This is a genomic window from Nocardiopsis listeri NBRC 13360, assembly GCF_001570765.1.
Taxonomy (GTDB): domain Bacteria; phylum Actinomycetota; class Actinomycetes; order Streptosporangiales; family Streptosporangiaceae; genus Nocardiopsis; species Nocardiopsis listeri.
In genome coordinates, this window is sequence record NZ_BCSH01000011.1 from 21,600 (window position 1) to 38,653 (window position 17,054).

General features: G+C 70.2%; 12 protein-coding genes. 2 read left to right on the forward strand and 10 right to left on the reverse strand.

All coding sequences use genetic code 11. The features are described from left to right. The first annotated feature begins 35 nt into the window (after positions 1–35). The gene (locus NLI01S_RS04860; protein WP_067599834.1) at positions 36–881 is read left to right on the forward strand and encodes a neutral zinc metallopeptidase; all 846 of its coding nucleotides are present in this window, start codon (positions 36–38) and stop codon (positions 879–881) included. Between the two features lie 3 nt (positions 882–884). Here the strand turns inward: NLI01S_RS04860 and NLI01S_RS04865 are convergent, their stop codons facing one another. From NLI01S_RS04865 to NLI01S_RS04900, 8 genes are all read right to left on the reverse strand, one after another. Beyond that, the gene (locus NLI01S_RS04865) at positions 885–2,300 is read right to left on the reverse strand and encodes an FAD-dependent oxidoreductase (RefSeq protein WP_067599838.1); all 1,416 of its coding nucleotides are present in this window, start codon (positions 2,298–2,300) and stop codon (positions 885–887) included. Between the two features lie 53 nt (positions 2,301–2,353). Then, positions 2,354–4,282: a 1-deoxy-D-xylulose-5-phosphate synthase gene (gene dxs, locus NLI01S_RS04870; RefSeq protein WP_067599841.1), complete on the reverse strand. Its 1,929-nt coding sequence runs from the start codon at positions 4,280–4,282 to the stop codon at positions 2,354–2,356. Positions 4,283–4,584: 302 nt separating this feature from the next. Continuing rightward, positions 4,585–5,355, reverse strand: a complete 771-nt coding sequence (locus NLI01S_RS04875) for a sulfite exporter TauE/SafE family protein (RefSeq protein ID WP_067599844.1) — start codon at positions 5,353–5,355, stop codon at positions 4,585–4,587. Between the two features lie 38 nt (positions 5,356–5,393). Next, complete coding sequence (locus NLI01S_RS04880; RefSeq protein ID WP_067599847.1) at positions 5,394–6,656, reverse strand: styrene monooxygenase/indole monooxygenase family protein; 1,263 nt, start codon at positions 6,654–6,656, stop codon at positions 5,394–5,396. A 591-nt stretch (positions 6,657–7,247) separates the two neighbouring features. Continuing rightward, on the reverse strand, positions 7,248–8,525 hold the full coding sequence (locus NLI01S_RS04885) for a sugar ABC transporter permease (RefSeq protein ID WP_067599850.1): 1,278 nt from the start codon (positions 8,523–8,525) through the stop codon (positions 7,248–7,250). Next, positions 8,522–9,322 (reverse strand): ATP-binding cassette domain-containing protein, encoded by an 801-nt coding sequence (locus NLI01S_RS04890; RefSeq protein ID WP_067599853.1) that lies wholly within the window; start codon positions 9,320–9,322, stop codon positions 8,522–8,524. The genes NLI01S_RS04885 and NLI01S_RS04890 overlap by 4 nt, the downstream gene beginning before the upstream one ends. A gap of 114 nt (positions 9,323–9,436) precedes the next feature. Next, positions 9,437–10,582 carry an ABC transporter substrate-binding protein gene (locus NLI01S_RS04895; protein WP_067599856.1) on the reverse strand — a complete coding sequence of 382 codons (1,146 nt, stop codon included), beginning with the start codon at positions 10,580–10,582 and terminating at the stop codon, positions 9,437–9,439. 247 nt (positions 10,583–10,829) lie between these two features. Further along, positions 10,830–12,005 carry an ROK family transcriptional regulator gene (locus tag NLI01S_RS04900; protein ID WP_067599859.1) on the reverse strand — a complete coding sequence of 392 codons (1,176 nt, stop codon included), beginning with the start codon at positions 12,003–12,005 and terminating at the stop codon, positions 10,830–10,832. A 119-nt stretch (positions 12,006–12,124) separates the two neighbouring features. Between NLI01S_RS04900 and NLI01S_RS04905 the strand changes: the two genes are divergently transcribed. Next, the gene (locus NLI01S_RS04905) at positions 12,125–12,721 is read left to right on the forward strand and encodes a uridine kinase family protein (RefSeq protein ID WP_067599975.1); all 597 of its coding nucleotides are present in this window, start codon (positions 12,125–12,127) and stop codon (positions 12,719–12,721) included. A 34-nt stretch (positions 12,722–12,755) separates the two neighbouring features. On the opposite strand, the gene NLI01S_RS04910 is transcribed toward NLI01S_RS04905, so the two are convergent. Then, on the reverse strand, positions 12,756–14,723 hold the full coding sequence (locus NLI01S_RS04910; RefSeq protein WP_067599862.1) for a serine/threonine protein kinase: 1,968 nt from the start codon (positions 14,721–14,723) through the stop codon (positions 12,756–12,758). A 53-nt stretch (positions 14,724–14,776) separates the two neighbouring features. Continuing rightward, a complete protein-coding gene (locus NLI01S_RS04915; protein ID WP_067599865.1) occupies positions 14,777–17,014 on the reverse strand; it encodes a serine/threonine-protein kinase in 2,238 nt (745 codons plus the stop codon). Positions 17,015–17,054: the final 40 nt, after the last annotated feature.

Below are 17,054 nucleotides of genomic sequence, written 5' to 3' on the forward strand. Positions count from 1 at the left end.
ATCCACCGCCTCGGCGCGCGGACCGGGGCAAGGGCATGCTCATCGCGGCCTTCGCCGCCGCGTCGATGGCCCTGGTCGCCCTCGTCGCCGGCGTGGTGGTCGTGGCCAACACACCGCAGCAGCGGTCCTCCCCCGGTGGCACCGACCTCTCCGCCTTCCGGGACCAGGAACTGCTCGCCCGGCCGGCGCCCGCGGAGATCGACCTGGTCGACCACCCGCTGTACGACATGACCGTGCCACCGCCCATCGACTGCGACCTGCCCGACCTGGACGTGGACTCCGACGAGTCCTGGGAGGGCTTCTCCCGACAGGCCGGGGACTGCCTCGACGAGCTGTGGGCACCGGTGATGGAGGACCTTCGACTCGCCCCCGAGCTGCCCGACGTCACCGTCACCGACCAGGGCCTGGACAGTGACACCGATGAGGCCTTCACCCTGGCCTACTACGAGAGCGACGTAGCCACCATCACCGTGGTCCTGCCCAACGTGCGCGAGGTGTCGCAGGTCGTCCCCGCGAACGAACACGAGGTCGTGTGGCTGGCCCTGATGGGCCACGAGTACGCCCACCACGTCCAGAACTCCACCGGTATCCTGCGCGTCTCCCATGACCTGCGCCGGAACGCGGGCAGCGAGGACGACGAACTCGACACGCTGCGCCGTACCGAACTCCAGGCCGAGTGCATGGCCGGGATCGCGCTGCGCGGGATCGTCGGCCCCGAGAGCGACACCCTCGACGTGGTCAACCGGCACTTCAACGACGGCGGCGACCTGGACACCCATGGCAGCGCCACCAGCCGCTCCCAGTGGTTGGAGTCGGGTTGGGACGGCGGCACCGTGGCCGGCTGCAACACCTACGGCGCCGATGCGGACCAGGTCGGCTGAGGGTCACCCGCGACCCAGCGCCTTGCGGTAGGCCTCCCATCCGCCGAGTTTGACCCGTGCGCCCCGGTCGAGCTCGGCGGCGAGTGCCTCCTCGGCCTCGTCGATGCGCAGCCAACCCTCGTAGTCGCCGACGGTCGGTCCCCGTTCGGACAGGACGTCGACCAGCCCCACCGGCTCGGGCGCCCCGGCGCGCAGAACGTCGGCGTCGGCCAGCAGGGAGCGCGCGGTCGCGGCGGCATCGGACTTGTTGGTGCCGATCACTCCGGTGGCACCGCGCTTGATCCACCCGGCGACGTAGTCACCCCGCACGACGCCGCCACCGCCGTCCAGCACCCGCCCCTCCTGCTGCGGCACGGTGCGTCCGCGCTCGTCGAAGGGCACTCCGGCCAGGGGCACCCCCGCGTAGCCGACCGAACGCAGCACCATTCCCACCTCCAGCGTCGAAGTCTCCCCGGTGCCCACCAACCGTTCCCGTTCGTCCAAACGGGTGTGTTCCACGCGCAGCCCCTCCACCGCCTCCGCGCCCACGATCCGCTCGGGACGGGTCCAGAAGTGGAACTCGATGCGCCGCGGGCGTCCCCGCGGCGCACGCTCCGCCTGTTCACGCAACAGCTTGAGGTTGGCACGAGAGGCCTTGGCGACCTCACGGAACCCGGGCCGGTCGGTGCCCACGTCGGCGAGGTCGATGTCGACCTGTTCGGGGCGCACGACCACGTCCACACCGGGCAGCCCCATCAGGTCGCGCAGCTCGGGCGCGGTGAACCTGGCCTGGAGGGGGCCGCGCCGGGCGAGCACGTGCACTGTGCGGACGCGGCTTCGAGAGAGCAGGTCCAGAGCGGGTTGGGGGATGTCGGTGTGGCGTAGCTCTTCGGCGGTCTTGGCCAGGATGCGGGCCACGTCCAAGGCGACGTTGCCGGCCCCGACCACGGCGACCTCCTCGGCGTCCAGGACGAACCGTTCGAGCTCGCTGTCGGGATGGCCGCAGTACCAGTTGACGAAGTCGGTGGCGGCCACGCTACCGGGCAGGTCCTCGCCGGGGATCCCCATGCGCCGGTCGACGGCGGCTCCAGTGGCGTACACGACGGCGTGGTGGGTGCGGGACAGGTCCGCGCGGGTCAGGTCGGAACCGAACTCGACCCCACCGACGAAGGTCACGTCCGGGTGCTCCAGGACCCGCCGCAGCGTCCTGGCCACGCCCTTGATCTTGGTGTGATCGGGGGCCACACCATGACGGACCAGTCCGTAGGGGGTGTACAGCCGGTCGAGGACGTCCACGCGGACGGGTACCCGACGCTGGCGGGTGAGCGCGTCGGCGGTGTAGATGCCCGCGGGGCCGGAGCCGATCACGGCCACCCTGAGCGGGGCGGCCTCCTCCGGTTCGGGCGATTCGAGGTTCTGCTCGGGTTCGGAAGAGGTCATGGCCCCATTCTGGCAGCACCGAAGCTTCCGTCCGGTGCTGCCAGAGCCCGAGGTCAGGCGGTTTCGTCGGCCAGTTCGCGGGTGGCCCCGGCCCCCTCACCGCGACGCGAGACCGTCTCGGTGAGCTTTCGGGACAGCTCCTGCGGGGTCAAGCCCTGCTGCTGGAGGATCTGGTCGCGCTTGGCGTGGTCCAGGAACTCCTGCTCGATACCGAAGGTGCGCACGGGCACGTCCACCTCGTGGTCGCGCAGCAGGCGGGCCACGGCGTCACCGACCGCGCCGGTGCGGCCGTTGTCCTCCACGACGGCGACGACGGAGTGCGCGGCGGCCTCGGCCACCAAGGCCTCGTCCAGGGGCTTGACCCAGAGCGGGTCGATGACGGTGACGCCGATGCCCTGGTCGGCCATACGGTCGGCGACCTCACAGGCGACCTGGGCCATGGTGCCCACGCCCACGATGAGCAGGTCCTTGGAGTGACCGCCGTCGGTGGCGCGGCGCAGCAGATCCATGGAACCGACCTTGCCGATCTCGGGCAGTTCCTCGGCGACGGCGCCCTTGGGGTAGCGCACGACGGTGGGCGCGTCCTCCACGGCCACGGCCTCGCGCAGCAGGGTGCGCAGGCGGGTGGCGTCGCGCGGGGCGGCCAGACGCAGTCCGGGCACGACCTGCAGGATCGACATGTCCCACATGCCGTTGTGGCTGGCGCCGTCGTTTCCGGTGACGCCGGCGCGGTCCAGGCAGAAGGTGACGCCCTGGCGGTGCAGGGCGGCGTCCATGAGCACCTGGTCGAAGCAGCGGTTGAGGAAGGTCGCGTAGACGGCGACCACCGGGTGCAGCCCGTTCATCGCCATGCCGGTGGCGGCGGTGGCGGCGTGCTGTTCGGCGATGCCGACGTCGAAGACCCGGTCGGGGTAGGCGTCGGCGAACTTGTTGAGGCCGGTGGGGTGGAGCATCGCGGCGGTGATGCCGACGATGTCCTCACGCTCGGCGCCCAGTTCGACCATGGTCTCGGCGAAGACGCCGGTCCATTTCTCCACCTTGGGCCCGGGTTTGGACTTGCCGGTGTCGATGTCGAAGGGTCCTGGGGCGTGGAACTGGTCCTCGACGTGGTTCTCGGCCGGGGCGTAGCCCTTGCCCTTCTGGGTGAGGACGTGGACGATCACCGGTCCGCCGAAGTCGCGGGCGCGGCGCAGCGCCTTCTCCAGGGCCTGTTCGTCGTGGCCGTCGATGGGGCCGAGGTACTTCAGACCCAGGTCCTCGAACATCATCTGCGGCTGGATGGTGTCCTTGAGGCCCTTCTTGAGGCCGTGGAGGGCCTCGTAGATGGGTTGGCCGACCACCGGGGTGCGGTTGAGGGTGCTCTTGGCGAGGTCCAGGGCCTGCTCGTATCCGGGGGCCATGCGCAGCGAGGCCAGGTGGTCGGCGAGGCCGCCCGTGGTGGGCGAGTAGGAACGGCCGTTGTCGTTGACGACGACGACCAGGCGGCGGTTCTTCTTCTCCGCGATGTTGTTGAGCGCCTCCCAGGACATCCCTCCGGTGAGCGCGCCGTCACCGATCACGGCGACGACGGTCCGGTCGGTGCGGCCCTGGACCTCGTTGGCCTTGGCCATGCCATCGGCGTAGGACAGGGCGGTGGAGGCGTGGGAGTTCTCGATGAAGTCGTGCTCGGACTCGGCGCGGGACGGGTAGCCCGACAGTCCGCCCTCGGACTTGAGGTCACTGAAGTCGTGCCGGCCGGTGAGGACCTTGTGCGCGTAGGCCTGGTGGCCGGTGTCGAAGAGGATCGGGTCATCGGGTGAATCGAAGACCCTGTGCAGTGCGATGCTCAACTCGACGACGCCCAGGCTGGGGCCCAGATGTCCGCCGGTCTCGGCGCACGACCGGATCAGGAACTCCCGGATCTCCCGGGCCAGCACAGGGAGCTGATCGGCCGAAAGCCTCTTGAGCGCTTCCGGATTCTGTATCGACTCGAACAGTGTCACTGTCTCGTCAGTCCCCTCGTCCCGCGTGTCCGCTTACGTTTACCAGAAGCGTCCCCTGACTTGGGACGGCCTTGGCTACCGGCAGGTATACATACCCGAGTTTATGGGCCATCGTCCATGGGTTCCGCCCGGAACCCCGAAGTCGAGGGTCCTACGCCACCCGTGGAAAGCACGACGGCGTCCTTTCGTGACGTATCACGATGGGCCCCACCGGTTCCGGCGTAGATTACTCGGTTTCGCCGGCACCTTCCCCCAGGGGCGCCGGAGCGGGGGCGCCGAGATCGGGGCCACGCGTGCCGAGGCTATCCGAGCGCGGCCTGCACGAGAAGGCCCACGGCGGAGGCGGACACCACGATGAGTAGGACGGCGCGCGCCCGGGTCGGGTTCACCCGGCGGCGCAGCCGGTTCCCGATGAGGAATCCGAGTGCGATGAAGGGGATCACGGACAAGCCGACGACCGTGGTCCGAGCGTCGATCTGCCCGCCCACCGCCAGGGCTCCCAGGGAGAACAATCCGCCGAACAGGAAGAACACGGCCAGGGTGGCGCGGACCCTCTCCGGCGGTTCGTTCTGGTAGACCAACGCCATCGGTGGGCCGCCAACGGAGGTGGTGGTGCTGGAGAAGCCCGAGAGCGTTCCCGCGACGACCAGCGAGAGCGGGGTGACGCGGACCCTGAAGGAACGCACGGTCAGCGCGACGGCCACCAGGACCATCACCCCCACGAACGCGGCCAGTGCCCGGGGTTCGAGCAGGGCCACGACCCATACGGCCACCAGGGTGCCCGGAACACGGGCCGGAAGCCCCCACGCCATGCCGCACCAGTCCACCTGACGCCACTCCTGGAGGAGGGTGAGCACCGGAAGGACGCTCGCGCTGATCAGGAGGGCCCCCGGCATGAGCGTGGGGTCAAGGAAGGAGATGACGGGGGCGGCGACCAGGCCGAGACCGAGTCCGACCATGCTCTGGACGGCGGCCCCGACCATGACCGCGGCCGCCGCCAGGAGGAGGAAGACCCACGCGTCGACCTGGCCGAACAGTGCGTGGGTGGTGGGTGTGAGGAGTTCATCGAGCATCAGGAGGCGAAGCTATATCTCCCCTCACCCGATCGGGATCACGTGGTAGGAAGATGGGACGAAAGGTCGGTGCCGCGCCGGACCCCGTCCACGTACTCCAGCGCCCGTTCGGGGTGCAGGAACCAGTCGATGAGCCCGGTGGGGTCACTGAAGGAGTTGGCGAACCGGTCGGCCGTGGGTCGGTGCCGCTCGGCCAACCGGTACAGCTCCCATACGTGGGGCGGCCCGGACAGCATCACCCGACTCCAGGCGGTGACCTGACGGGCGCTGTGCCAGTAGGTGCCGAAGGCCCCGCGCATGAACGCCTCGTCGAAGGGGCGGCCTCCGTGGTCGACGATGGCGCGCCGGTACACGTCGGCGCACAGCGACGCCATGTTGGCTCCCTGGGCGGTGATGGGATCGTTGGCGACCACGGAGTCGGCCATTCCCCACACGAGCGCCCCGCCCGGCATTCGGGCGACGGGGTCGCGGACCACCGGGGCGTAGCCGCCGTACAGGGCGGCCATGGGGTCGGCCAGGTGAGCACGGGAGAAGCGTTCGTACTCCCAGGGCGCGTAACGGCGCAGCACGTCCAGCAGTCCGGCGAGCACGTCGTCTCCGGTGGCGCCCTCGGCCAGGGGGCGATCGAGTGGTCCACCGGGCACCGCCTCCACCATCACCGCGTGACAGGGGCCGTTCAAGGACAGGGTGGGCAGGGTGAAGGCCTCACCCGCGCCGGGGACCACGGTGCGCGAGAGGACTCCCCCGTCCGGGTGTTCCTCGCCCCCGCTCACGTAGGCCAGCGCCAGCCGCCGCTGGGGTCCCTTGAAGTGGGAGCGTCGTGTGTCGCGGGGAAAGATCCCGGCGAGCTCGCCCCGGCCGGCGGCGACCACCACGAGGTCGTACTCGGCGCCGAGCACCTCCAGCTCCTCCCGGCCCACGCGGTGGCGCAGGAACCGGCCGCCGCCCTGGACGAACAGTTCCAGCCAGGATGCGAGTTTGATCCGCTGATCGACCGATCGGGCGGGTTCGTCCAAGCGTCCGACCCAGTCCACCTCCGGGACGGGGCCGCCCCGCCGCTCCGCCACCCGCACGCCGACACCGGTCACCTCGGGCGCCTCATCGTCCCAGAAGGCGAGTCCGTGGCGGCGTTCACGGCGCAGCGCCGGCCCGAAGAGGCACTGCGTGGACATCACACGACCCGTCCTGATCTGGTCGGGGTTCCTGGGGTCCACCAGGGTCACGTCGTAGTCCTCCGAGAGCAGGCCGATGGCCAACTGGAGCCCGGACTGTCCGGCACCGACGACGAGGATCTTGCGCATCTTTCTCCTTCACACCCGCGCGCCGGGGAGGTCACGGGGCAGGGTGGTCTCCAAGCCCGGATCTCGGGCATGACCGGGCGGGGGCGCATCGTCATGGTGGGCGACGTCCCCGTCACGGCAGGTGGCTTCACCGATGGAAGCTAGCAGCGCTCGCGTCGGCCGCCACGGCGCCCCAGAGCATGGGACCTTCTCCTCTGTCGCGGTGGGACCAATGGATCCCCCTTCCGGGCCATGGCGGGCACGTGGCCGCGGAACCGCACATCCGGCACGCGTCTCCGCATCGCCACAGGTCAGGGCGACCACCAGGAGATCATCCGGTGTTGACCACGAAGTTGGGCGCCCCGAACTCGGCGTCGGGCACGACGGCCGCCGCGCGCGTTGAACGCCCCGATCCCCCTCGCCCGGGAAAGGGACGCAGTTCACACCGTCCCCTTCCCGACCACCCCTGCCACCAGCGGACACGACGAAGCCCGGGCCGGTGGGAGTGTGGCCGGCCCGGGCCTGGAAGGACGGTCCGGGGTGAACCGGTCCTTCTCATCCTCCGGGAGAGGTCTTGCGGGCGACGCGCGAGCGTCGCCCCGAGGTGGTCCCTCAGCCGCCGCCCCGGGCGTGGGTCTTGCGCCCACGGCGGGAGACGGCGTCGAGGATGACCGCGATCAGCAACACCGCGGCGGTGATCATGAATCGGACGGAGGTGTCCATCTGCAACAAGAGCAGGCCCGAGGTGATCGCGCCGAGGACCAGGCCGCCCAGCAGCGCCGAATAGGCGTTGCCACGTCCGCCGAAGAGGCTGGTGCCACCGATGACGGCCGCGGCGATGGCCATCATCAGCTCCGCGCCACCACCGGTGGAGACGCTCGCCGCGAAGTTACGGGAGACGAGCATGATGCCTCCGATGGCCGCGAGCGTCGAGGCGATGCCGAACACCGTGATCCGGATGAAGTCGACCCTGATGCCGGCTCGCCGGGCCGCCTCGGAGTTACCGCCCACCGCGTAGACCATGCGCCCGTAGCGGGTCTTGCGCAGGACCAGGTCGAGGACGACCACGAAGCCAACGAAGATCAGGAAGGCCAGCGGCACACCCTTGTACTGGTTGAGGATCCACACGCCGCCCACGAGCGGCACGGCCAGCAGGAGGGCTCGGAAGAGCACCTCGACGAGCGGCTTGCAGGGAAGGCCCGCCTGCCGACGACGACGCTCGGCCGCCAGAACGGACACCAGGTAAGCGAGCAGGGCCACCAGGACCAGGAACCAGCCCACGACCGGAACGAAGTAGGTCTGGGTCAGCATCGCGATGGGACCGGTGGCGCTGGTGTTGATGCTGCCGTCACTGCCCATGAGGTTCAGGTGCAGCCCCTGCCAGCCCAACAGGCCGGCGAGGGTGACGACGAAGGCGGGGACGCCCATCTTCGCGAAGATGAAACCGTGGAGCAGACCGACCAGCAGGCCGATGCCCACGGCCGCCCCGATCGCGACCCACTCCGAGATCCCGTGTCGGACCGCCAGGACCGCCAGGACACCGGCGGACAGACCCGCGACCGAACCGATCGACAGGTCGATCTCGCCCAGCAACAGCACCATGATCACACCGGTGGTCATGAGACCCACCGCGGCGATCTGGACGGTCAGGTTCGACAGGTTCTGCGGCGACAGGAACCGGTCGTTCATCGACTGGAAGACGAGGCCGATCAGGATGAGGCCGACGATGACGGGGACGGGCCCGAGCTCGCCTCCTTTGAGGTTGCGTCTGACCGCGTCCCACCACCCTCGGGGTGAGGCCACCGTGGACAGCAGGCGAGGGTCGCGTCGGGCCGCGGTGTTCTCCTCGCTCACCTCGACGCCTTCCGTTTCGTGGGTCTGCTGGCTCATTCCTTGTCCTTCGTGGCCGTGGCCGATGAGCCGGTTCGGGTGGAACGGCGGGACACCGGGTTGTCCGAGGCGCCCGTGATGGCGGCCACGATCTCCTCGTAGGAGGTGTCCGCGATGGGAAAGTCTCCGGCGTTGCGCCCCAGGCGCAGGACCATGGCGCGGTCGGCGACCGCGCGGACGTCGGCCATGTTGTGGCTGATCAGGACCACGCCCAGGCCTTGGTCGCGCAACCGTTCGATGAGGTCGAGCACCTGCGCGGTCTGGGCCACGCCCAGGGCGGCGGTCGGTTCGTCCAACATGACCACGCGGGGCTGCCCCAGCAGGGAGCGGGCGATGGCGATGATCTGGCGCTGGCCCCCGGACAGGGCCGCGACGGGAACCCGCAGGCTCGGGATGCTCACCGACAGGGAGTCGAGGAGCTCCACCGCGCGGCGCTCCATCTCGACCTCGTCGAGGGTGCCGGGGAAGTGCAGTCGCTCGTTGCCCAGGAACAGGTTCCCGACGATGTCGAGGTTGTCGCACAGGGCGAGGTCCTGGTAGATGGTGGCGATGCCCAGGCGCTGGGCGTCGGCCGGGGTTCCGATGTTGACCGGCGTACCGTCCCAGGAGATGACGCCGCCGTTGTCCGCGGGATGCGCGCCCGCGATGACCTTGACCAGTGTGGACTTGCCCGCGCCGTTGTCGCCGAGCAGGGCGACGACCTCTCCGGCGTCGACTTGGAAGTCGACCTCGCTGAGGGCGCGTACGGCCCCGAAGGTCTTGGAGATCCCGGACATTTCCAGGATGGGTGTGCTCATGCTTTTTCGTCTCTTCTCTCGTCCCGGCGGGGAGGTCGTGCCTCTCCGCCGGGGCGTCCCCCGAGGGGCCGACCCCGACGGCACGGGCCGGGGCCGGCCCGGGTTACCCGGTCCTTAGAGGGCTTCCTGGCAGAAATCGGTGTCCTCGTAGTCGGAGGTACAGATCTCCTCGATGCTGTAGACGCCGTCGGAGACGACCGTGTCGCCGATGTTCTCCTCGGTGACCGCGACGGGCTCTAGCAGGACCGACGGAACCTTCTCGCCGTCGGCGTCCTCGACCTCGGTGAGCGCGTATTCGCCTGATTCCAGCTCCTCGCCGGTGGCCAGGGAGACGGCCATGGTGGCGGCGAGCTCGGCCTCGGGCCGGATGGCCTTGTAGACGGTCATGTACTGCTCACCGGAGATGATGCGCTGGATGCCGTGCAGTTCGGCGTCCTGGCCGGTGACCGGGGGCAGGTCCGCCACGGAGACACCGGCGCTGCGCAGCGCGGAAATGATGCCCGCGGCCATTCCGTCGTTGGCGGAGTACACGCCCACGATCTCGTCCAGTCCCAGGGAGGTGATGGCACCCTCCATCTGGCTGTTGGCCTCGTCCGGCGACCAATCGGGGGTGTCGAACTCCTGACCGATCTCCACCTGGCCCTCGAAGATCTCGTGGGCACCGGCCTTGAAGTCGCCCGCGTTGGGGTCGCTGGGCGAGCCGTTGATCATGACGATGGAGCCGTCGCCGGCCGTGCCCTCTTGGTCCAGGGCGCCGAGCAGCGTCTCGGCCTGGACCTGTCCGACCCGGACGTTGTCGAAGGAGACGTACATGTCGGCGCCGCCCTGGGCCAGTCGGTCGTAGGCCACGACCGGAACGCCCTGGGACTGGGCCTCGGTGACGGTGCCCGCGGCGGCCTCGGAGTCGACGGCGCCGAGGACGAGCACGTCGACACCGTCGGTCAGCATCGCTTGGGCCTGCGTCTGCTGTTCGTCGACGTCCTGGTCGGCGTTGGCGTAGGAGAACTCGCAGTTGGGGCAGAGCTCTCCGAGCGCTTCCTCGAAGAAGGGACGGTCGAAGGCCTCGTATCGGGCGGTCTGCAGCTCGGGCAGGAGGAGTCCGACGTGGAAGCCCTCCTCCAGGGTCTGCTCCTCCACCTCGGTCTCGGAACCGTCGGTGGTGAGCGAACCGCAGGCCGAGGTGAGCAGGGCCAGGGTTGCGCCGGCCGCGGTCAGCCCTAGGGCGACCGCGCGTCGGGGGTGGAGGCGTTGTGTGTTCACGACGCGTTACCTCTCAAGGATGCCTGTACGGGGTGGGAACTCGCGAGTGCTGTTGTGAAGTAGAACCCCGCGCAAGCCTTGACGTCAACTAGTGAACACATAACCGATACATCACGGCTATTAAGTTCACCACATGAAGGCAACGTATGGGCAGGTCAGTGCCGCTTTAAGCGTATGTGATGATCTGTTAACACCGGTCGGGAACCCGACCGAACCGTTCAGTTCACGACGACGGGCACTCTTGGGTTCAAGACAGGGAGTGAGAGGCCGTGATCAGGGCGCCACGAAGCGCCGCGTCGGCGCCTTGGGTACTGGCCACCACCCGAAGATCGGACAGCGCGCTGCCCAACGTGCCCAGCTCCATCGCCCTGCGCATCGGATCGAGCAGGAGGTCGCCGGCCTCGGCCAGCTCCCCGCCGACCACGATCATCTCCGGGTTGAACAGGTTCGCGATGATCGCCGTTCCCTGCCCCAGAGCCGTTCCGGCCTCGGCGATCACCCGACGGCTGCCCGGGTCGCCCTCCAACGCGGCACCGACCACATCCGTCAGAACGACCGCTCCGAGGCCCGCTCCTCGGAAGGAGTCACGCGGCAGCATGTCCATCAGGTAGTCGGTCCCGACGAAGGTCTCCAGACAACCGCGGTTGCCGCAACGGCACACCGGCCCCCGCTGGTCCAGACCGATGTGGCCGACCTCACCCGCGGTTCCGCCGGCCCCCCGGAAGAGTCGCCCCGACATGACGATGCCCGCGCCGACCCCCACGTCGAGGGACAGTTGGACCACGTGGTCGACACCCTGGGCCACCCCCGAGGCGCGCTCGGCCGTCACCGCGAGGTTGGCGTCGTTCTCCACCAGCACGGGCGAACCCAACCGTTCCGACAGGGCCGGACCGGGCCGGAACCCGGCCCAACGGGGCACGCAGGAGATGTCCCCGACCACCCCGGTGCGCGGATCGATGGGTGCGGGCACCGAGACCACGACCGCCCCGACCCGGCCCGGATCGATCCGGGCGCGGAGCAGGGTGGTCTCGGCCAGCCAGGCGGCGCGGCGCACCGCGCGCTCGGGATCGGCCGGCACGTCGTACTCGATCTGTTCGCCGGCCAGGGGGTTGCCGTCGCTGTCCCCCACCGCGACGGAGATCCGGCCGACCGTGAAGGCGAGGGCGACCACCGTTCCCGGCGGGCGCAGCAGCGTGACCGCACGCGCGCGGCGCCCGTTCGAGGAGGTGTTGCGTACCGAGACCGCACCCGCCGAGCGTAGTCCGCGCACGATGTTGGAGACACTCGCCGCGGACAACCCGGTGGCACGTGCCAGTTCGGCCTGGGTCCGGGTTCCCTCACGTCGCAGTACCTCGACCACGCGGCGCTCGTTGGCCTGACGCAGTGCTGACTGCGACCCGGGGGTCGTGTCGGCCTCGGTCACCGCGTACCCCTTTTGTGATCGACTGTGCTCGGTACTGACGCTCGATGGAATGTTACAAGCCTTGAATGCGGGCGGAGACGCCTGGTCACCCGTAGGAGTGGGGGTTCGGGATCGCGATGATGGTTCGGGTGGGAACGAGCGAGGCGAACTGGGCGGCTCGGGTGGCGCGGAGCGTCTCCGCCGCGCCACGACGGGGGCGGCGGGTGCGCGTCGTTTCGGTGGAGGGGCGCTCGGGCTCGGGGAAGAGCACCGTGGCCGAGCGGGTGCGGCGCGAGCTGGCCGCGATCGACGAACCGGTGGCGACACTGACGATGGAGGACCTCTACCCGGGTTGGGAGGGGCTCGAACAGGCCCCCGAACTGCTGCGCGCCTGGGTGTTGGAGCCCCTCGCCGAGGGGCGGTCGGCCGCGTGGCGGCGCTACGACTGGGAACGCGGCGTCTTCGAGGAGCGGTGGCGGTCCCTGCCCGAGGAGCTCGCCGAGGGCGGGACCTTGCTGGTGGAGGGGTGCGGGTCCGGAGCGGGCATCGTGCGCGACTCGATCGACGTCCTGGTGTGGGTGGCGGCCCCCGACCGTCTGCGTCGAGCGCGGCTGGACGCGCGCGAGGACGCCGACCTGTACGCACCCTTCCGTGCTCTGTGGGCCCGTCAGGAGGAGTCGCTGTACTCCCGCGACCACCCGCGCGAACGCGCGGACCTGGTGGTCGACAACTCCTGACCCGCGTGCGACCGGATCGACCGTCGGGTCCGGGTCAGCGCCGCGCTGGAGGTCCCGAACAGATCCGTCGCGCCCGTGCCAGGTCCTGGTCCATCATCCGCAGGCCCCGGTCGTAGTGCTGTCGCGCGGAGGAGTTCCGCTTTCGCAGGTCCTGACCTTGTGAGTGGAAACGGAACTCCATGATCGCCCAACCCACCAGCATCAGCACGAACGCTCCGAACGCCAGGGTCCCGAGGGCGATGGCGGATCCCACATTCGTGGCGGCCCCCGACACGCAGGAGACCAGGGAGAACGTCAGCGCCAACGACACGATCCACAGCATGCCCCAACGGGCCGCCTTGCGCTCCTCCTTCCCCGGGGAGGTGGCCCGGTGCGCGGCGAGTTCGCTCTCCCAGCGGTGCCGTTCGGCGGCCAGGGCCGCCACGGTGTTGGAGGAGCCGTGGACGGCGGCGCCCACCCCGGCACGCTCCGCGCCCGTGCTCGCCATCACCCGGTTCCAGAGGATTCCGAACCACTCACGGGCCCAGGGGCTCGTCCCGGGATCCGGGGCGCTCAGCGCCGTGGGGTGCAACAGGAAGACCAGGACCAGCGCGGGATCGACCTGGGAGCGAAGACTCCCCCAGCCGATGAGGTTCTCGGTGAGTTCACGAAGGACGCCCGTACCCGCCCGTTCGGCCCGGGCCAGCTCCTCGGCCAGCGAACCCAGCCGGGCGGATTCCTCTCCCTCGTGCCGTGCCATGATCCGCAGCGTCTCGGGGCGGGCGAGCAGGAGGAGTTCGTTGTCGACCGGGTCGCCGGTGGCCAGGGGTCGAGGGTCGTGGAAGAGCCCGGATAGTCCGACGATGGACGCGTCGTGGTCGCGGAAGCGGGGCGGAAGCGCCGGGTTCGCCTCCGCGATGAAGGTGGCCAGCGCGAGGTTGACGTCGAGCATCTCGCGGCGGAACAGGGCACGGTCGACCTTGGTGTCGCCCAGGTCCCGCATCAGCCAGGAGCCCAGGGCCTCGAACTCCCCGGGGTCGGCGAAGATCCGCAGCGCGTCCGGCCACCGTCGTTGGAAGGCGGCGGCCAGGTCCTCCACGTTCGTGAAGCGGGCGCCGGCGAAGTGGTAGGGGGTCACCTGCGTACCGGTCGCGTGGGCGAGGGGCGGGCCTGGGGCGTCCTTGGGCCACCCCTCCGCCGGAGTGGCCCGGCCGGGGGAGGTGCCCTCCACCAGGTGTCGCAGCAGGGTCCGCGCGTCGGGACGGTCTCCGGGTCTCTTGGCCAGACAGGCCAGGATGGTCTCCCGCAGCGGCCCGGACAGGTCACCGGTGTCGGGCTCCCCGCCCAGGACCCGGGCGATGCGGGCGGCCTGGCTGGGCCCGGGGAACGCGTCCTTTCCGGTGCCGGCGAACACCATCACCGCGGCCCAGGAGAACACGTCCACCGAGGTACCGATGCGCATGCCCTCCAGCTGTTCGGGGGCCATGTACCCGACCGTCCCGACGATGCCGCTGGCGGTCACCGACGTGGCCTCGATGGCCCGCGCGATACCGAAGTCGATCACCCGGGGGCCGTCCGACCCCAGCATGATGTTGTCCGGTTTCAGGTCCCGGTGCACCACACCCGCGGAGTGGATCGCCGCGAGCGCCGTCGCCGTGGACACCGCCAACCGGTGCATGTCGATACCGGTTCGGGGACCGTCCTCGGAGACCGCCCATTGCAGGGTGGGGCCGTCGATGTACTCGGTGGCGATCCAGGGTCGGTCCGCGTCGGGGGCGGCGTCGAGGATCTCGGCGACGTAGGAGCCACCGACGCTGCGCGCCTGCTCCACCTCCGCCGCGAAGCGCCGCCGCATCTCCTGGTCGCCGGACCAGGTCGCGTGCAACAGTTTGACCGCCGCACGGGTCCCGTCCTCCGCCTCGCCGAGGAAGACCTCGCCGAATCCTCCTCTGCCCAGCCGTTTGACCAGCCGGTATCGGCCGACCGTATGTCCGGGGTCGACCTTCTCCGTGGCCTCGCTCACGAAGCAGCCTCTCTTGGGTCGTTCGTTACGGTACGGGTGGCCGACACGATGGGTCAGCCCGAGGTGATCTGCCGGGCCCGTTCCAGGTCGGAGCGGATCCGCCCCACCCCGGTCGTCAACTGGGGCAGTTGCTGACGTGAGTGCTGGAGTTCCATGACCCGTTGGGCCCGGCGGGCGGCGCCACCGCACATCACCCGGTTGGTGAGGCTCACCCCGAGGGCGCCCACAAGGGCGAGCACACCGAGCCCGAACAGGAACTCGGCGAACCCTCCCCCGTCGGCCAACCCGAGCACGAAACCGACCGGCAGGGCCACGATCCCGTACTTGCAGGCCTGGAGCGCCCCGTGCATCCGCCGCTGGAACGTCACCTTGTCCTCCAGGGCCTCGTGCGTCGCGGAGACCTCCGAGTAGCGGCCCTCCCAGTAACGGCGCTGACGTGCCAGCGCATGAACGGTGGGCATGGCGGCGTGGACGGCGGCGGCGTATCCGGCGGAGTCGGGAAGCTCGGCTCCGATCACGGACCGCCACAGGATGTCCACCCAGTCCGCCACCGCGCTGTCACGGCCGTCACCGGGCGGGGTCATCCGGTCGGGGTTGAGCATGAAGGCCATGACCAGCGCCGGGTTGACGGTCACCCTGGTCGAGCGCCAGCCATCGAGTTCCTGGGCCAGGCGGGCGCACAGTGCGTTGCCGACGCGTTCGGCCCGGTCCAGGTTCTCGGCCAGAGCGCGGTGGGCCCCGGGCTCGGGGCCGCGGTGCGCGTCGAGGATCCGCAGCAGTTCGGGGCGGGCCAGCAGGACCATCTCGTTGGCCTGTGGGGCACCGGTGAGCAGGGGACGCGGGTCGGCGAACAGAAACCGCAGGTCGCTCAGGGCGGCGGCGCGCCCACGGAAGACCGGGGGCAGGTCGGGACGCAGCTGGGAGACGAAGGAGGCCACGGCCAGGTTGGCGTCGTCCACCTGACGACGGAACAGGGATCGGTCGATCGTGGTGTCGCCCAGGTCGTCCATGATCCAGGCGCCCAGGACGGAGCGTTCGGCGGGGTCGTTGAAGACCCGGACCGCGGCGGCCCAGTCACGCTGCATGGCCTCGGCCAGGGTGCCCGCGTCCTGGAAGCGGGAGCCGGCGAAGTGGTACGGCGGGGCCAGGCCCGGGGGCGTCGGTGTGGCCGGGGCCCGGAAGGGGGCGCCCGAGCTACGGGAGGGGGCGATCGCTCCCTGGGGGTGCGCGGCGGAGACGGCCGAACCCGCGGGACGGGCGCCGACCGTGCCGGCGGAGCCCGTACCCGCGACCCGCGTGGGGTCCACTCGCGCCACCCTGGTGGGATCGACCGGCGCGATATCCGTGGGCGGATGCTCGGCCACACGGGTCCGGTCCACACCGACGCGGGTCATCGCCTCCGGCGTGGGCGTGACCGTGGTGGCGTCCGAGCCCTCGGCCACGGCCGAGGGTACCGATCGGACACCGGTGGGCGAGGTCGCGCCCGATGGGCCGGCGATCAGTCGCTGCAACAACGCGGGGGCGTCCGGGCGGGCGTCGGCGTCCTTGTTCAGACATTCGGCGAGGACGTCCACGAGGGGACGCGTCACCCCGTCCAGATCCGGTGCCCCGCCGAGGATGCGCGCGATGCGGGAGGCCTGGGTGGGTGCCGGGAACGCCTCCCGGCCGGTGGCGGCGAACACCATCACCGCGGCCCAGGAGAACACGTCGACGGCGGCGGTCAGGCGGGCGCCCTCCAACTGTTCTGGCGCCATGTAGCCGATGGTGCCGACCACTCCGCTGGCGGTCACCGAGGTGGCCTCCACCGCCCGGGCGATACCGAAGTCGATCACCCGCGGCCCGTCCGCCGCGAGCATGATGTTGTCGGGCTTGAGGTCGCGGTGCACCACACCGGCGGAATGGATCGCCGCGAGCGCCGTCGCCGTGGACACCGCCAGGCGGTGCAGTTCGCTGCCCGAGCGCGGACCCTCGTCCTGCACCGAGTCCTGCAGCGTCGGCCCGTCGATGAACTCGGAGGCGATCCAGGGCCGTTCGGTCTCCAGGTCGGCGTCGAGGATCCGCGCCACGCAGAACTCGCTCACCCGGCGTGCCTGCTCCACCTCCGCGGCGAAGCGCCGCCGCATGTCCTGGTCCTCGGCCCAACCGACGTGCAACAGCTTGACCGCCGCACGAGAGCCGTCCTCGGCCTCGCCGAGGAACACCTCACCGAATCCACCGCGTCCCAGTGACCTCAGCAGCCGGTAACCACCGATCACGCTTTGGTGCGTGTCCTGGCTCCGGGGGTCGTCCACAGCCTGCCCCGTCTCTTGCTCGTCATGTCTCCCACGGGCC